Consider the following 16138-nt stretch of genomic DNA (forward strand, 5'->3'; position numbering starts at 1 on the left):
AACTCGCGGGTGTGGTCGCGTCCTGCCTGGACAAGGACCACGAGGGCCGCCCGACCGCCGCCGAACTGCTGGACGCCGCCGAGCGGCACGGCCCGTACGAGTCCCCGCTGTGGCCGGACGGCATCACCGAGCGGCTCGCCGAACGCGCCGCCTTCGCGGCACGCACCCCCGATCCCGTGGACCTGCCGCCACCGGCACCCACGACGGCACCGGGCCCGAAGCCCGGTCCCGAGCCGCTGCCCGAGCCCGAGCCCGTGGTGGCGCGGCGCCCCGAGCCCGCCGCCGGGGACAGGCCCGGCAGGCCCGGCAAACCCCGCAAGGAGCGCAAGGAGCGCCGCCGCAACCGCGTCCTGCCCGTCTTCGTCCCCGTCGTGGTCGTCGTCGCGGGCGGAACCCTCGCCTTCCAGCTCCTGCCCCACGTCACCGACGCCGACGACGCCGCAGGCCCCGGACCCTCCGCCTCCGTCACGGTCTCCGCACCCGCGACCCCCACGGGAACCGCCACGGGCTCCGCCAAGCCGTCGCCGTCCGCCGACGCGTCCTCGTCGAAGGACCCGGAGACAGAGAAGAAGGAGTCGGCGCCCGCCTCCGGGGCGGCGGACGCCGGCTCCGGCGACGGCGGGACGCGGGGGAAGGGCGACGGCGGACGGGACACCGGCACCGGCGCGGGCGGCGGCGCGGGCGAGGGCGGGGGGAGCGGTTCGCCGGACGCAACGGACACCGTGGTGAAACCACCCCCGGCGGGCGGCTTCACCCTGCGCAACGCGTCGACCGGCCAGTGCCTCAACGGCGTGGGCAGCAGCCCCTACTACGCCAACGTCGGCCTGGGCTCCTGCAGCAGTGCGAACGCCACCTGGAGCCTGCGGGGCACCCGCCTCGCCCACCGCGAACTGGGCAACTGCCTGAGCACTTACGGGGCGCTCCACTTGGAGACCTGCGGGGGAGACCGCCAGAACTGGCGCCTCGGTCCGCGGGGCGCCGTGGTCAACACGGACTCCGGGGCGTGCCTGCAGGCCGCCCGCTACGGCCCGCTCACGATGCAGACCTGCACGGGCTCGGCGGCCCAGCGCTGGACCAGGTCCTAGCCCTGGCCGGGCCCTGATCCAGCCCTAGTCCTTGTCCTTGTCCCCGTCCTTCTCGTCGTCCTTCTCCAGGGACTTCAGGAACTCGGGGTTGTCGTCCGGCGCCACCCACTGGCGCCGCCCGCCGCCGCCCTGCCAGGAGGAGGAGCCGGCGGGCTGCCGCTTCTTGCCGGCGATGATCCAGGAGATCGAGCCGACCAGCGGGAAGAGCAGCACGAGGATCGCCCACAGCGGCTTGGGCATGTGGCGGATGTCGGCGTCCTTCGTGCTGATGCAGTCGATGAACGCGTAGACGCTCAGGGCCAGTGGCACGAGGAACATCAGCACCCGGAGCATGGGGCCTCTCCAGCGGGAAGCGAGGGGTAGGGGACGCGTCACGGCCCCCAGGTACAGGGCCAGGGTAGCCGCTCGGGGATACTGGACGGCATGGCTTACGACGATCTTCGTTCCCTGCTCAGGGCACTGGAGCGCGAGGGCGACCTCAAGCGCATCAAGGCCGAGGTGGACCCGTACCTGGAGATCGGGGAGATCGTCGACCGGGTCAACAAGGCCGGCGGCCCGGCGCTGCTCTTCGAGAACGTGAAGGGCTCCGACCTGCCCCTCGCGATGAACGTCTTCGGTACCGACCGCCGCCTGCTCAAGGCCCTCGGCCTCAAGTCGTACTCCGAGATCTCGGACAAGATCGGCGGTCTGCTCCGCCCCGAGCTGCCCCAGGGCTTCGTCGGCGTGCGCGAGGCATTCGGCAAGCTCGGCTCGATGACGCACGTGCCGCCGAAGAAGGTGAAGCCGGGCAGCGCGCCCGTCCAGGAGGTCGTCCTCACCGGGGACGACGTGGACCTGGAGCGCCTGCCGGCCCTCTTCACCTGGCCGGACGACGGCGGCTCCTTCTTCAACCTGGGCCTGACCCACACCAAGGACCCCGAGACGGGCATCCGCAACCTCGGCCTCTACCGCCTCCAGCGCCACGACAAGCGCACCATCGGCATGCACTGGCAGATCCACAAGGACAGCCGCAACCACTACCAGGTCGCCGCCCGCCGCGGTGAGCGCCTGCCCGTCGCGATCGCCTTCGGCTGCCCGCCCGCCGTGACCTACGCCTCCACCGCCCCGCTCCCCGGCGACATCGACGAGTACCTGTTCGCCGGGTTCCTGCAGGGCAAGCGCATCGAGATGGTCGACTGCAAGACGGTCCCGCTCCAGGTCCCCGCGCAGGCCGAGGTGGTCGTCGAGGGCTGGCTGGAGCCGGGCGAGATGCTCCCCGAGGGCCCCTTCGGCGACCACACCGGCTTCTACACCCCGCAGGAGCCCTTCCCCGCCCTGAAGATCGACTGCGTGACGATGCGGAAGCGTCCGCTGCTCCAGTCGATCGTGGTCGGGCGGCCCCCGACGGAGGACGGTCCCCTCGGCCGGGCCACGGAGCGCTTCTTCCTCCCGCTCCTCAAGATCATCGTCCCGGACATCGTGGACTACCACCTGCCCGAGGCCGGCGGCTTCCACAACTGCGCGATCGTCTCGATCGACAAGAAGTACCCCAAGCACGCCCAGAAGGTGATGCACGCCATCTGGGGCGCGCACATGATGTCCCTGACCAAGCTGATCGTGGTCGTCGACTCCGACTGCGACGTCCACGACCTGCACGAGGTCGCCTGGCGGGCGCTCGGCAACACCGACTACGCCCGCGACCTCACCGTCGTGGAAGGGCCGGTCGACCACCTCGACCACGCCTCCTACCAGCAGTTCTGGGGCGGCAAGGCGGGCATCGACGCGACGAAGAAACTGCCCGAGGAGGGGTACACCCGCGACGGGGGCTGGCCGGACATGGTGCTGTCCGACCCGGAGACACACGATCGGGTGACGCGACGCTGGAAGGAGTACGGGCTGTGAGCAGCGAAGCCGTCCTGGGTGAGGGCAGCGCGAACCATGCTCCCCGCAAACGCGGGGGTGTTCCGGCGTTCCTGCGTCTGGTGATGATCGAACACTCGGTGTTCGCGCTGCCCTTCGCCTACATCGCCGCGCTGACCGCGATGTACCGGTGGGACGAGAACATCCACTGGGGCCGGCTGCTCCTGGTCACGATCGCCATGGTGGGCCTGCGTACCTTTGCCATGGCGGTCAACCGGATCATCGACCGCGAGATCGACGCCCGCAACCCCCGCACCGCCCACCGCGAACTGGTCACCGGCGCCATGTCGGTCAGGCACGCCTGGACCGGCGCGCTGGTCGCCCTCGTCGTCTTCCTCGGCGCCGCGGCCCTGCTCAACCCCCTCTGCCTGGCCCTCGCCCCGGTGGCCGTCGTGCCGATGGTGGTCTACCCGTACGGCAAGCGGTTCACCAACTTCCCGCAGGCCATCCTCGGTCTCGCGCAGGCCATGGGGCCCGTCGGCGGCTGGCTCGCGATCACGGGCGAGTGGTCCTGGGAGGCCGTGATCCTCGGCCTCGCGGTCGGCGTCTGGATCGGCGGCTTCGACCTGATCTACGCCTGCCAGGACGTCGAGACCGACCGGCAGGTGGGCGTGAAGTCCGTCCCGGCCCGCTTCGGCGTCCCCGCCGCGATCCGGGGCGCCCGCGCCTGCCACACCCTCACCACGGCCCTGTTCGTCTGGTACGCCCTCGCCACCGACGCCGGCGCCTTCTTCTGGCTCGGCCTGGTGATCGTCGCGGGTGCCTTCGTCTACGAGCACACCATCGTCCGCCCCACCGACCTGACCCGCCTCAACAGGGCGTTCTTCTCGGTCAACGGCTTCATCGGGATCGCGTTGTTCGTGTGCGCGCTGCTGGATCTGCTGGTCCGGGGCCTCACGGTCTGAAAACCCGGAGCCTGCGACTAGGCTCGGCATCATGAAGCCAGGACAGACGGAGCGCGTGCCTTGGATCGTGGGGGTGTCCGGGGCGTCCGGCACCCCGTACGCCGCCGCCGTGCTCCGTGCGCTGCTCGCCGCCGGCGAGAGCGTCGACCTGGTGGTCAGCCGGGCCTCGCGGCTCACCCTGCTCGACGAGACCGGCATCTCCTTCCGCGACGCCCACTGGCAGCAGGACCTGCGCGAGTGGCTGGCCCGCGGAGCCGACGGCAAGCCGGACACCTTCGTCGACGCGGACGTCCGCGGCGTACGGCACTGGAGCGCGGGCGACCTCGCGGCCGGGCCGTCCTCGGGGTCGTACCCGACGAAGGGCATGATCATCGTGCCCGCGTCGACGGCCTGCGTCGCGGGCGTCGCCCTCGGGCTGTCCAAGGACCTGCTCCAGCGCACCGCGAGCGTGACGCTCAAGGAACGCCGCAGGCTCGTCGTGGCCGTACGGGAGACCCCGCTGGACGGCCGGACGCTGCGGCACCTGGTGACCCTGGACGACGCCGGCGCGCGCGTCGTGCCCGCCTCCCCCGCCTTCTACGCGGGGGCGACGCACATCCAGGACCTGGTGGACTTCGTCGCCGGACGCGTCCTGGACGCGGCGGGCGTCGGGCACGGCCTCTACCGCCGCTGGCGCGGCGACCTCGGCGGGGCCCGCCCCACCGGCTGAGCGCCGCCCCAGCACCACTTCCCCCACATGCTCGTGACTCACCCGTTTGTTACCCACATCTTCAGAACTCTTCAGTGGAAGGCTTCGATCGCATGGACGCGGTGGACAGGCAGCTCATCCAGGCCCTCAGGGAGAACGGCCGGGCCTCCTACGCGGAGCTGGGGCGCCTGGTCGGGCTCTCGGGACCCAGCGTCACCGACCGCATCAACCGGCTGGAGGCGGCCGGTGTCATCACCGGCTACCGGGCCACCGTCGACGCCGCCTCGCTCGGCCTCGGCGTCACCGCCCTCATCGGCGTCTCGCTCTCCGACGCCGCCGACCACGAGGACGTGGCCCAGCGCCTCAAGGAGCTGCGGGAGATCGAGGACTGCTGGTTCATCGCCGGCGACGACTCCTACATGCTCAAGGTGCGTGCCGCCGACGTGGACGGGCTGGAGAGCATCATCCGGCGGCTGTCGGGCACGAAGGGCGTGTCCCGGACCCGTACCACCATCGTGCTCTCCACCAAGTGGGAGAACCGGGTGGGCGAGCTGCCCGAAGAGGTCTAGTCACGGAGGCGTACGGTTGATCCGTCTGTCTCAGAAAGAGGTATCGCATGGACGCCGGGCTCAAGCGCGAGCTGGAGCAGAAGGTCCGCTCCGGTGAGCGGCTGACCCGCGAGGACGGCATCGCGCTGTACGAGTCGGACGATCTCGCCTGGCTCGGCGGCCTCGCGCACGAGGTGCGGACGCGGAAGAACGGCGACGTCGTCCACTTCAACGTCAACCGCCACCTCAACATGACCAACGTGTGCACCGCCTCCTGCGCGTACTGCTCCTTCCAGCGCAAGCCGGGGGAGAAGGACGCGTACACGATGCGCATCGAGGAGGCGGTGAAGCTCGCCAAGGAGATGGAGGGCGAGAACCTCACCGAGCTGCACATCGTCAACGGCCTGCACCCCAACCTGCCGTGGCGCTACTACCCGCGCTCGCTGCGCGAACTGAAGGCAGCGCTGCCGGACGTCGCGCTCAAGGCCTTCACGGCCACCGAGATCCACCACTTCGAGACCATCTCCGGGATGTCCGCCTCCGACATCCTCGACGAGCTGATCGACGCCGGTCTGGAGTCGCTGACCGGCGGCGGCGCGGAGATCTTCGACTGGGAGGTGCGGCAGCACATCGTCGACCACCGCACCCACTGGGAGGACTGGTCCCGCATCCACCGCCTGGCCCACGAGAAGGGCCTGGAGACCCCCTGCACCATGCTCTACGGCCACATCGAGGAGCCGCGCCACCGCGTGGACCACGTGCTGCGCCTGCGTGAGCTGCAGGACGAGACGGGCGGCTTCCAGGTCTTCATCCCGCTGCGCTACCAGCACGACTTCGTGGACATGAAGGACGGGAAGATCCGCAACCGCCTCCAGGCGCGTACGCAGATGGCGACCGGCGCGGAGGCCCTGAAGACCTTCGCCGTCTCGCGCCTCCTGTTCGACAACGTCCCCCACGTCAAGGTCTTCTGGGTCATGCACGGCGTCCAGACCGCCCAGCTCGCCCTCCAGCACGGCGCGGACGACATGGACGGCTCGGTCGTCGAGTACAAGATCACGCACGACGCGGACGACTTCGGCACGCCGAACAAGCTGACGCGGGAGGACCTCCTGGACCTCATCCGCGACGCGGGCTTCCGGCCGGTCGAGCGCAACACGCGGTACGAGATCCTCCGGGAGTACGAGGGTCCCGACCCGGCGCGCCGGGAGGCACCGCAGCCGATGCGGGTGTGACGTCCGCGGTCGCGTGTCGAGTGCGGGTGCGTGGTGGGTTGCCCGCGCGGTTCCCGGCGCCCCTGGGCCGGGACGGTCCCGGCGCCTGTGAGCAGGCGCTGCGGGCATGCCGCTGAGGGGCGCGGGGTGCCGGGTGCGGCCGGCCTCCGGCCACCCGCACCCGGCACGGGTCCGAACCGCCCCCGGCGGGTACCCGCACCGCATGGCCGGTACCGAGGACGCCTACACCGCAGAACCCTTCGTGCCAAGGCGCGGCGGCCTGTCCGCCCTGCGCCGGGCGGCAGCCGACTGCCGCGGCTGTCCCCTGCACCGCGACGCCACCCGGACCGTCTTCGGTGCCGGCGCGGCGTCCGCCCGCGTCATGCTCGTCGGCGAGCAGCCGGGCGACCAGGAGGACCGGCAGGGCAAACCCTTCGTCGGCCCCGCAGGGCACCTCCTCGACCGGGCGCTGGCGGAAGCCGGCCTCGACCCGGCGGACGCCTACGTCACCAACGCCGTCAAGCACTTCAAGTTCACGCGGGCCGAGCCCGGCAAGCGCCGTATCCACAAGGCGCCCACCCTGCGCGAGACGGCCGCCTGCGGTCCCTGGCTGGCCGCCGAACTGGACCGGGTGGCGCCCGAGCTGATCGTGGTGCTGGGCGCCACGGCGGGCAAGGCGCTGCTCGGCTCGTCGTTCCGCGTCACACGGGTGCGCGGCACGGTGCTGGAGGAGGAGATCCACGGCCGTACGGAACGGCTCGTGCCGACCGTGCACCCGTCAGCCGTACTGCGCGCCGACGACCGGGACGGGGCCTACCGGGGGCTGGTCTCCGACCTGAAAATCGCCGCACAGGCACTCGGGTAAGGGCTACCATGTGCGTGTGTCCCTTACTTTCACTTTCGATCCGCCCGTCACCCGCGACCTCCGTGACGGCGTCCTCGACCTGTGGACCGACGTCTCCAACGCCGGTGGTTCCGTGGGCTTCGTCCCGCCGGTGACGCGGGAGGACATCCGCCCCGAGCTGGTCAAGCACCTGGTGGGCATGGCCGAGGGGCGTACCCGGCTGCTCGTCGGCCACGACGAGGAGGGGCGGGTGGCCGCCGCCGCGTTCCTCGCCCTCAACACGCACCGGCTGATGCGGCACTGGCTGTGGCTCTACACGGTCATGGTCCACCCGCGCCACCAGGGCCGCGGCTACGGCCGGGACCTGATGGCCGCCGCGGCGGACGCCGCCCGCACCTGCGAGGGCGTCGAGGCGATCCGGCTCACCTGCCGGGGCGGGTGCGGCCTGGAGCGGTTCTACGAGTCCTGCGGCTACAAGGAGGTCGGCCGCGTGCCCGGCGCGATCCGCGTCGCCCCCGGTGACGACCGGGACGACGTCTTCCTGCTGCTGCCCCTCGGGTGACCTCCGGCCCCTCCGGCCGACCCCCCTGCAAGACCGGCGGCCCGGCATGTTTCACTGGACCGTGCCTCTTTGTGCCAGAAACGGAAGAGTGGATTGAGATGCTCCGCTACACGCTGATGCGCCTCGGGATCTTCGCAGGCTGCCTCGTGGTCGTCTGGGGGCTCGTCTACGCCGGAGTGTTCCCGCGCGGCCTGGGCGACTCCAACGGCATGTGGATCCTCCTGCTCTCCCTGCTGGTCTCCGCCCCCATCAGCTACGTCGCGCTGCGCAAGGAGCGGGACCGGGCCTCGGAGCAGGTCGCGGGCCGGGTCACCCGCATGAAGGCCAACCTGGAGGCCAACCGCGGCCAGGAGGACAGCGCCGACGACGCCGTACGGGCGCAGGGCCAGACCTCGTAACGTCCGTCACGCACCACACGCCCCGGCTTCCGAATTCACCGGAAACCGGGGCGCTTTGCGTTCTGTGGGCGAGGGTGCGCCCCGGCCTCTCAAAGTATGGCTTTGAGTGTCCCAAAGCTCCGGTGTTAAAGTCGTGCGCATGAAGCAAGCAGCCGCGCCCCGCACACCGCAGCGCCTCGCGCTCGTGGCGCGCCTGCACGTGGACCTCTGTCGGAACGCGTCCGCGAACTGTCGCCCCTGACGTTCCCCCTCATCCAGTCGTCCCCACGTCAGCTCAGCGCATCCCGCACCCCGTCCCGCGTCCCGCCCCCTACGGAGCATGTCCGTGTCCTCAGAGTCCTCTGCGTCTTCCGCCGCGAAGCCCACGCAGTCCCCGCAGCCCGCAAAGTCCCCGAAGCTCCCGAAGTACCTCAAGGTCCCCTTCTGGGCCCAGATACTCGGCGGTCTCGTCCTCGGTGTCCTGTTGGGCTGGCTGGCCCGCAGCCAGGACATATCCTGGCTGGTCACCACCCTGGAGAAGGTCGGTGACACCTTCATCGGCCTGCTGAAGCTGGCCGTCGCCCCGCTGGTCTTCTTCGCGATCCTCGTCTCGATCACCAACCTGCGGAAGGTCAACAACGCGGCCCGCCTGGCGACCCGCACCCTCCTCTGGTTCATGATCACGTCGCTGATCGCGGTGGCCATCGGCCTCGTCATCGGCCTGGTCACCAACCCCGGCTCCGGCACCGGTCTCACCCCGGCCGACGGCGCCCGGCCCGAGCACACCGGTTCCTGGATCGACTTCCTGACCGGCATCGTGCCGACCGACGTCATCACGCCGTTCACCGAGCTGAACGTCCTGCAGATCGTCTTCATGGCCGCCGTCGCCGGCATCGCCGCCCTCCAGCTCGGCGAGAAGGCCCAGCCGATCCTCAACCTGAGCGAGTCCGTCCTCGAACTCCTCCAGAAGGCCCTGTGGTGGGTCATCCGCCTCGCCCCGCTCGGCACCGTCGGCCTCATCGGCAAGGCCATCGCCACCTACGGCTGGGACCTCATCGGCAAGTACGCCACCTTCACCGCCGACATCTACGTCGGCTGCGCGATCGTGCTGTTCGGGGTCTACCCGGCGCTGCTCGCCACCGTCGCCAAGGCCAGCCCGCTCCAGTTCTTCAAGGGCGCCTGGCCCGCCATCCAGCTCGCCTTCGTCTCCCGCTCCTCGGTCGGCACCATGCCGCTGACCCAGAAGGTCACCGAGCGCCTCGGCGTCCCGAAGGAGTACGCCTCCTTCGCCGTGCCGTTCGGCGCGACGACCAAGATGGACGGCTGCGCCGCGATCTACCCGGCGATCGCCGCGATCTTCGTCGCGCAGATCTTCGGCATCGACCTCGGGGTCGGCGACTACCTGCTGATCGCCTTCGTCTCGGTGGTCGGCTCCGCCGCCACGGCCGGCCTCACCGGCGCCACGGTCATGCTCACCCTGACCCTCTCCACCCTGGGCCTGCCCATGGAGGGCGTCGGCCTCCTGCTCGCCATCGACCCGATCCTGGACATGATGCGCACCGCGACGAACGTCGCCGGCCAAGTGGTCGCACCGTTGATCGTGTCGGCGCGTGAGGGCATCCTCGACCGCGACAAGTTCAACAGCGTGGCCTCGGCGCCCGTCGACGTGGACGAGCAGAAGCCGGTGGCCGTGGCCGCCTGATCGCTGACTCCCGGAACGGACGACGCCCCGCACACCTGGTGCGGGGCGTCGGTTTCTGCACGGACGTCCGCACCGCCGGGTACGGGGCGAACTTCTGTCAGCCTCCGGGCGGTTGGACGGGAATCGTCAGAATTCTCGCAGTCGTCGGAATCGTCAGGGAGTGCGAGCGTCGTAGTGGTCGCGGTGTGTGAGGACCTCGGCCATGTGTGTCTGCGCCCAGCTCCTGAGCCCGCGCGTCACGTGGTGGAGCGAGAGGCCGAGGTCGGTCAGCTCGTAGGAGACGGTGACAGGGACGGTCGGCGTCACGGTACGGGTGAGCAGGCCGTCGCGTTCCAGCGACCGTAGCGTCTGGGTCAGCATCTTCTGGCTGACCCCGGCCAAAAGGCGAGCGATCTCGGAGTAACGCATCGACCTCGGAGCCGGAGTCGGAGCCGGAGTCGGAGTGTCCGCGTGTGCCGCACCGGGCGGGCCGGGGCTGTCGTCGCTGCCCAGCGCACACAGGACCAGGACGACCCACTTGTCCGAGATCCGGTCGAGCAGTTGCCGGCTGGGGCACCCTGCCAGGAACGCGTTGTACTCCACCTTGGCCCGAGCCCTCTTCTGGGCCGCCTTCGTCGTCGCCACTGACCTCGCCTCTCGCCGATGGGTGGTTACGCACTCCAGAGTGCCTACTTCCCGACAGGAAGTTTCTCTCCAATGCTGATGGCAGGGAGGCAGCAGGCGCCACCCCCAGTGCACGACGAAAGGCACCAAGATGAGCACACCGTCCCTCTCCCTTCCCGGCGGCACCTGGACCCTGGGCGACCTGACCGTCACCCGGTTCGGCTACGGCGCCATGCAACTGGCCGGGCCGTGGGTCATGGGGCCGCCCGCCGACCGCGAGGGTGCCCTGGCCGTTCTGCGTGACGCGGTCGACCTCGGTATCACCCACATCGACACCAGCGACGCCTACGGGCCGCGGGTCACCAACGAGTTGATCCGCGAGGCGCTGCACCCCTATCCCGAGTCGCTGCACATCGTGACCAAGGTGGGCGCGATGCGCGACGAACAGGGTGGCTGGCCCACGGCCCGGCGGCCCGAAGATCTTCGCCGCCAGGTCCACGACAACCTCACGTCCCTCCGGCTCGACGTACTCGACCTGGTCAACCTCCGACTCGGCAACGCCGAAGGTCCCCAGCCCGGCTCGCTCGCCGAGGCGTTCGAGACGCTCGTCGAACTCCAGCAGCAGGGCCTGATCCGCCGCCTCGGGGTCAGCAACGCCACCGAGGAGCAGATCGCCGAGGCACAGGGCATCGCGCCGATCGTGTGCGTGCAGAACATGTACAACCTCGCCCACCGCCACGACGACAAGCTCATCGACCGGCTCGCCGCCGACGGCGTCGCCTACGTGCCCTTCTTCCCCCTCGGGGGCTTCACCCCGCTTCAGTCCTCGGCGCTCTCGGCGGTCGCCGCTCGACTGGAGGCGACGCCGATGTCCGTCGCACTGGCCTGGCTGCTGCAGCGATCACCGAACGTCCTGCTCATCCCCGGCACGTCATCGACGGCACACCTGCGCGAGAACATCGCCGGTGCAGGGCTCTCCCTCTCCCACGAGGACCTGACGGAGCTGGACGACATCGGCCGCTGAATGCCCCGGAGCTGAACGACTCACAAGCCACGGCCGAAACCACGGCCGAAGCCACGAGCCGGGGCGGGACCGGCAGGACGCGGAGGCGGTTCCGGTCGCCGCCTGACCACCCGGGTTCCGGGCGCGGTCGTCCGGGACACCGCCGCACGGACCGTACGCTGAACCGCATGGGTGCAGGGAAGACCAAGCGGATGCCGCGTGCGGTCCGTGAGCAGCAGATGCTGGACGCCGCCGTCAGCGTCTTCGGCCGGCGCGGGTACATGGCGGCGTCGATGGACGAGATCGCCGAACTGGCGGGCGTGTCCAAGCCGCTGGTGTACCTGTACCTGAACTCGAAGGACGACCTCTTCAGCGCCTGCATCGGCCGCGAGGCCCGCGCCCTCACCGAGGCGGTGCGGGCCGGCGTGCGTCCGGGACTGTCCGCCGACGGGCAACTCTGGTCGGGGCTGCGGGCGTTCTTCACCCACACCGCGCGGCATCCGGACGCCTGGCGGATGCTGCACCTGCACGCCCGTACGCACGGTGAGCGGTTCGCCGCCGAGGTGGCGGCGATGCGCGAGGAGATCGTCGCGTTCGTGACCCACCTGATCGCCGCCGCGGCGCGGGACGCGCACCGGGACCCGCATCTGGCCGAGGGCGAGGTCGCCGGGCTGGCCGAGGCCCTGGTCGGTGCCGCCGAGTCGCTCGCCGACTGGGCGGGCGCCACCGAGGGGGTCACCGCCAAGCAGGCGGCGGCCACCCTGATGAACTTCGCCTGGGCCGGTCTGGGCGACCTGATGGCGGGCCGCCCGTGGGCCGAGCCGGAGGAGCCCCAGCCGGAGGAGTCCGGGCCGGAGCCGGAGGAGGCGCCGGGCGGGGCGGTCCCGGTTCAGGCGGGGTAGGGCGCGACATCGCCGCAGACGTGCAGCCGCCCGTCGCGGGCGCCGCGCAGCTCGAACCGCCCGCCCGCGCCGTCCTCCGCGCCGTACACCACCGTCCCGGGCAGCAGCACCGGCGCCCGGAACCGGGCCCGTACCACGGCCGCGTCCGGTGCCCCGTGCTCGGCGAGGCAGCGGGCCACGGTCCACATGCCGTGCGCGATGGCCCGCGGGAAGCCGAACAGGCGGGCGGTGAGCGGGTGCAGGTGGATCGGGTTGCGGTCCCCGGAGGCGGCGCCGTAGCGGCGTCCGACGTCCCCGGCGAGCCGCCACTCGGCGCGGGCGGGGAGGGGGTCGCGGGGACCGGACGGGGCGTCGGAGGGGCGGGCGGCGGCGTCGGTGCGGTGCCGGGCGAGGTAGGTGCTGCGCGACTCCCACACGAGGTCGGCGCCGGTGCGCACCTCCGTGACCACCGTCGCCTCGGTGCCCCGCCGGTGCGGGGCGAGTCCCTCGACGTGCACGGCGAGTGAGTAAGCGGCGTGCGCGGGCATGGCGGTGCGCCGGGTGATGCCGATCGAGGTGTGGACGAGCCCGAGCAGGGGCAGCGGGAAGTCCCGGGCGCTCATCAACCGCATGGCCAGCGGGAAGCCGAGCACGTGCGGATACGTCACCGGAAGCGCGTCCGCGCCGGTCGCGAACCCGCACGCGCGTTCGTACGCCGAGAGTCGCGCGAGGTCCACGCGCAGGCCGGGCAGGACCAGCCGGGTGCGGGGGAGGTCCGCGTCCGGGCGGGGCCGCTTGAGGGGCGACAGGAGGGCACCGCGGGCGAGGAGCGGGGGGAGGGCGGGGACGCCGGTGAGGGTGCGGGTGGTCGGGGCCGCGGTGGTCATCAGGCCCCCAGCAGGCTCTGGCCGCAGACCCGTACGACCTGGCCGTTGACGGCTCCGGAGGCCGGGTGGGCGAGCCAGGCGGTGGTCCGGGCGACGTCGACGGGCAGGCCGCCCTGGGCGAGGGAGTTCATCCGGCGGCCGGCCTCGCGGATGAAGAGCGGCACCGCCGCCGTCATCTTCGTCTCGATGAACCCGGGCGCCACCGCGTTCACCGTCACCCCGTGCTCGTCGAACGCACGCGGCGCGAGCGAGCGGACCAGGCCGACGATGCCCGCCTTGCTGGCGCCGTAGTTGGTCTGCCCGGCGTTGCCCGCGAGCCCGGCGATGGAGGCCGTCGCAACGATCCGCCCGCCCCGGTTGACCGCGCCCGCGGCGAGCAGCGCGTCGGTGGTGCGCAGGACGCTCGCGAGGTTGACGTCGAGGACCGAACTCCAGCGTTCGGCGGGCATGTTGACCAGGCGCCGGTCGCGGGTGATGCCGGCGTTGTGGACGAGGACGTCGAGTCCGCCGGGCAGGGCCTCGGCGATGCGCTCGCCCGCGTCGGCGGCGGTGATGTCGAGGGCGAGGGCGGTGCCGCCCAGGCGTTCGGCGGCGCGGCGGGCCGCGTCCTCGGCCTGCGGCACGTCGAGGACGACGACCTGGGCGCCCTGCCCGGCCAGCGTCTCGGCGACGGCGGCGCCGATGCCCCGGGCGGCACCGGTGACCAGGGCGGTGCGCCCGGCCAGGGGCAGGTCCCAGTCGTCGGGCCGCTGGTCCCCGCCCAACGCTGCGACCTCGATGACCTGGCCGCTGACGTAGGCGGAGGCGGGGGAGAGGAGGAAGCGGAGGGTGGACTCGGCGGGGGCCGCCTCGGTGAGCCGTACGAGGTTGACCGTCCTGCCCCGCCCGATCTCCTTGCCCAGCGAGCGGGTGAACCCCTCCAACGCCTGCTGGGCGGCGGCCTGGTGGTGGTCGGCGACGGCGGGCGGGGCGCCGAGCACCACCACGCGGCCGCTCGCGGCGACGGAGCGCACGACGGGGTGCAGGGCGGCGTGCACGTCGGCGAGCGCGGCGACGTCGCGTACGCCGGTGGCGTCGAGGACGACGGCGGCGGGGCGGCCGTCCGCGTCGGCGGCGAGGCCGGTGCGGGCCAGGACCGGCGCGAGGTCGAGGCCGGTCTTCCCGGCCGTGAGGTGGAGCAGGCCGCCGTCGAGCGCGTCGCGCCGCAGCTCGGCGGGTTGGGGCAGACCCAGCCGGCGGGTGAGGAAACGGCCGGGTGCGGTGCCGGTGAAGCTGAGGTAGCGGTCGGCCATGTCTGTCTCCCAGGCGGCTGCGACGTGGTCCAGAGGCCGGTTGTGGTGCGGCCGGTTGTGGTGCTCCCGCGCACGCCGTGCCCACAACTGCTTACTCTGGAGTAAGGTTACCGGAGGTAAGCCTACGTCACGGGTGAGGAGCAGGTCGAGATGAGCCCTCTGGCAGCGCAGCCCGCGCGCCGCGTCGCGGTCCTCGGCGGCGCACGCGTCCCCTTCGCCCGCTCCGACGGGCCCTACGCCACCGCCTCCAACCAGGAGATGCTCACCGCGGCCCTCGACGCGCTGGTCGAACGGCACGGCCTCCAGGAGCCGGGCGCCGTCGGCGAGTTCGTGGCCGGCGCGGTCCTCAAGCACAGCCGCGACTTCAACCTCGCCCGCGAGACGGTCCTCGGTTCGGCCCTCGACCCGCGCACCCCCGCCTACGACATCCAGCAGGCCTGCGGCACCGGGCTCCAGGCCGTGATCGCCGCCGCCAACAAGATCGCCCTCGGCCAGACCGAGTCGGCGGTCGCGGGCGGCGCCGACACGGCGAGCGACGCCCCGCTCGGCGTCAACGACCGCCTGCGCCGCATCCTCCTGGAGGCCCGCCGGGCGAAGACCGCCGGCGCGCGGCTGAAGGCGCTGGCGAGGATCCGCCCGGGGCACCTGGTCCCCGACATCCCGCGCAACGCCGAGCCGCGCACCGGCCTGTCGATGGGCGAGCACGCCGCGGTCACCGCACGCGCCTGGGGCATCACCCGTCAGGAACAGGACGCGCTGGCCGCCGCGAGCCACCAGCGGCTGGCGGCCGCCTACGAACGCGGCCTCTTCCAGGACCTGGTGGTGCCCTTCCGCGGCCTGGCCCGCGACCAGAACCTGCGCCCCGGCTCGACGGTGGAGAAACTGGCCGCGCTCAAGCCGGTGTTCGGCCTCGACGCCCCGGACCCCACGATGACCGCGGGCAACTCCACGCCCCTGACCGACGGCGCCGCCACCGTGCTGCTGGCGAGCGAGGAGTGGGCGCGCGCCCGGGGGATCGAACCCCTGGCGTACCTCACGGCGTACGAGACGGCGGCCGTCGACTTCGCCGGCGGGGACGTCGCGGGCGGCGAGGACGGGCTGCTGATGGCCCCGGCGTACGCGGTCCCGCGGATGCTGGAGCGGGCCGGGCTCGGCATGGGAGACTTCGACCTCGTCGAGATCCACGAGGCGTTCGCCTCCCAGGTGCTGGCCACGCTGGCCGCCTGGGAGAAGCGGGGCCTGGAGCCGGTGGACCGGGGCCGTCTGAACGTGGCGGGCTCCTCCCTCGCCACCGGCCACCCCTTCGCCGCGACCGGCGCCCGGATCGTGGCGACCCTGGCCACCCTGCTCGCCGAGCGGGAGGGCCCGGGACGCGGCCTGATCTCCGTCTGCGCCGCGGGCGGCCAGGGCGTCACGGCCATACTGGAACGAACGTGACCTACCCTCAGGTAACCGTCAACACTGCACAGGTCCGGCCCGGGACCGTCCCCGAACCCGCACCAAGTCCCCACGCGGGCGCCGTACGATCCCGGAACTGACCGCCGGTAACCCCCGCCCCCTGTCCGCGGGACCGGCGTTGAACGCCTCGGCGCCCGAGGCACGTACGTCATGCGACAGAGCAGCGACCGCAGGAGCGGTGTCCCTGCCGCAC

The 16138-nt window shown here is 72.0% G+C and carries 18 protein-coding genes; 14 read left to right on the top strand and 4 right to left on the bottom strand.

What is annotated here, in order from left to right:
- Nucleotides 1-1085 (top strand): RICIN domain-containing protein (locus IG88_RS0118760; RefSeq protein WP_037836177.1); only part of this gene is annotated, 1085 nt, incomplete at its 5' end.
- Between the two features lie 24 nt (nucleotides 1086-1109).
- On the opposite strand, the gene IG88_RS0118765 is transcribed toward IG88_RS0118760, so the two are convergent.
- Nucleotides 1110-1418 carry a PLD nuclease N-terminal domain-containing protein gene (locus IG88_RS0118765; protein ID WP_031042190.1) on the bottom strand — a complete coding sequence of 103 codons (309 nt, stop codon included), beginning with the start codon at nucleotides 1416-1418 and terminating at the stop codon, nucleotides 1110-1112.
- A gap of 90 nt (nucleotides 1419-1508) precedes the next feature.
- On the opposite strand from IG88_RS0118765, the gene IG88_RS0118770 reads away from it, so the two are divergent.
- From IG88_RS0118770 to IG88_RS0118810, 10 genes are all read left to right on the top strand, one after another.
- The gene (locus IG88_RS0118770) at nucleotides 1509-2966 is read left to right on the top strand and encodes a menaquinone biosynthesis decarboxylase (RefSeq protein ID WP_031042193.1); all 1458 of its coding nucleotides are present in this window, start codon (nucleotides 1509-1511) and stop codon (nucleotides 2964-2966) included.
- A 14-nt stretch (nucleotides 2967-2980) separates the two neighbouring features.
- Complete coding sequence (mqnP, locus tag IG88_RS0118775; protein ID WP_037836191.1) at nucleotides 2981-3889, top strand: menaquinone biosynthesis prenyltransferase MqnP; 909 nt, start codon at nucleotides 2981-2983, stop codon at nucleotides 3887-3889.
- 55 nt (nucleotides 3890-3944) lie between these two features.
- Nucleotides 3945-4598, top strand: coding sequence for a UbiX family flavin prenyltransferase (locus IG88_RS0118780; protein ID WP_031042198.1), 654 nt, complete (start codon nucleotides 3945-3947; stop codon nucleotides 4596-4598).
- A 92-nt stretch (nucleotides 4599-4690) separates the two neighbouring features.
- On the top strand, nucleotides 4691-5146 hold the full coding sequence (locus tag IG88_RS0118785) for an Lrp/AsnC family transcriptional regulator (protein WP_030401669.1): 456 nt from the start codon (nucleotides 4691-4693) through the stop codon (nucleotides 5144-5146).
- Nucleotides 5147-5193: 47 nt separating this feature from the next.
- Nucleotides 5194-6357 carry an aminofutalosine synthase MqnE gene (gene mqnE, locus IG88_RS0118790; RefSeq protein WP_031042201.1) on the top strand — a complete coding sequence of 388 codons (1164 nt, stop codon included), beginning with the start codon at nucleotides 5194-5196 and terminating at the stop codon, nucleotides 6355-6357.
- A 202-nt stretch (nucleotides 6358-6559) separates the two neighbouring features.
- Nucleotides 6560-7201 (top strand): UdgX family uracil-DNA binding protein, encoded by a 642-nt coding sequence (locus tag IG88_RS0118795; protein WP_031042204.1) that lies wholly within the window; start codon nucleotides 6560-6562, stop codon nucleotides 7199-7201.
- Nucleotides 7202-7217: 16 nt separating this feature from the next.
- Nucleotides 7218-7742, top strand: a complete 525-nt coding sequence (locus tag IG88_RS0118800; RefSeq protein WP_031042206.1) for a GNAT family N-acetyltransferase — start codon at nucleotides 7218-7220, stop codon at nucleotides 7740-7742.
- A gap of 98 nt (nucleotides 7743-7840) precedes the next feature.
- On the top strand, nucleotides 7841-8140 hold the full coding sequence (locus tag IG88_RS0118805; protein ID WP_031042209.1) for a DUF4229 domain-containing protein: 300 nt from the start codon (nucleotides 7841-7843) through the stop codon (nucleotides 8138-8140).
- Nucleotides 8141-8279: 139 nt separating this feature from the next.
- Nucleotides 8280-8381: a putative leader peptide gene (locus IG88_RS45135; protein WP_324609006.1), complete on the top strand. Its 102-nt coding sequence runs from the start codon at nucleotides 8280-8282 to the stop codon at nucleotides 8379-8381.
- Between the two features lie 78 nt (nucleotides 8382-8459).
- Nucleotides 8460-9821 (top strand): dicarboxylate/amino acid:cation symporter, encoded by a 1362-nt coding sequence (locus IG88_RS0118810; protein ID WP_031042211.1) that lies wholly within the window; start codon nucleotides 8460-8462, stop codon nucleotides 9819-9821.
- Nucleotides 9822-9974: 153 nt separating this feature from the next.
- Here IG88_RS0118810 and IG88_RS0118815 read toward each other — a convergent pair whose 3' ends face one another.
- Complete coding sequence (locus IG88_RS0118815; RefSeq protein WP_031042213.1) at nucleotides 9975-10445, bottom strand: winged helix-turn-helix transcriptional regulator; 471 nt, start codon at nucleotides 10443-10445, stop codon at nucleotides 9975-9977.
- A 130-nt stretch (nucleotides 10446-10575) separates the two neighbouring features.
- On the opposite strand from IG88_RS0118815, the gene IG88_RS0118820 reads away from it, so the two are divergent.
- Together IG88_RS0118820 and IG88_RS0118825 are read left to right on the top strand one after the other, a co-directional pair.
- The gene (locus IG88_RS0118820; RefSeq protein WP_031042215.1) at nucleotides 10576-11448 is read left to right on the top strand and encodes an aldo/keto reductase family oxidoreductase; all 873 of its coding nucleotides are present in this window, start codon (nucleotides 10576-10578) and stop codon (nucleotides 11446-11448) included.
- A 167-nt stretch (nucleotides 11449-11615) separates the two neighbouring features.
- Complete coding sequence (locus tag IG88_RS0118825) at nucleotides 11616-12329, top strand: TetR/AcrR family transcriptional regulator (protein ID WP_031042217.1); 714 nt, start codon at nucleotides 11616-11618, stop codon at nucleotides 12327-12329.
- Here IG88_RS0118825 and IG88_RS0118830 read toward each other — a convergent pair.
- Together IG88_RS0118830 and IG88_RS0118835 are read right to left on the bottom strand one after the other, a co-directional pair.
- The gene (locus IG88_RS0118830; protein WP_031042219.1) at nucleotides 12317-13195 is read right to left on the bottom strand and encodes a MaoC/PaaZ C-terminal domain-containing protein; all 879 of its coding nucleotides are present in this window, start codon (nucleotides 13193-13195) and stop codon (nucleotides 12317-12319) included. The genes IG88_RS0118825 and IG88_RS0118830 overlap by 13 nt on opposite strands.
- Nucleotides 13195-14487: a 3-oxoacyl-ACP reductase gene (locus IG88_RS0118835; RefSeq protein WP_031042220.1), complete on the bottom strand. Its 1293-nt coding sequence runs from the start codon at nucleotides 14485-14487 to the stop codon at nucleotides 13195-13197. The genes IG88_RS0118830 and IG88_RS0118835 overlap by 1 nt, the downstream gene beginning before the upstream one ends.
- A 150-nt stretch (nucleotides 14488-14637) precedes the next feature.
- On the opposite strand from IG88_RS0118835, the gene IG88_RS0118840 reads away from it, so the two are divergent.
- A complete protein-coding gene (locus IG88_RS0118840; protein WP_031042223.1) occupies nucleotides 14638-15924 on the top strand; it encodes an acetyl-CoA C-acetyltransferase in 1287 nt (428 codons plus the stop codon).
- Nucleotides 15925-16138 lie beyond the last annotated feature (214 nt).

Source organism: Streptomyces sp. NRRL F-5650 (genome assembly GCF_000721365.1).
Taxonomy (GTDB): domain Bacteria; phylum Actinomycetota; class Actinomycetes; order Streptomycetales; family Streptomycetaceae; genus Streptomyces; species Streptomyces ardesiacus.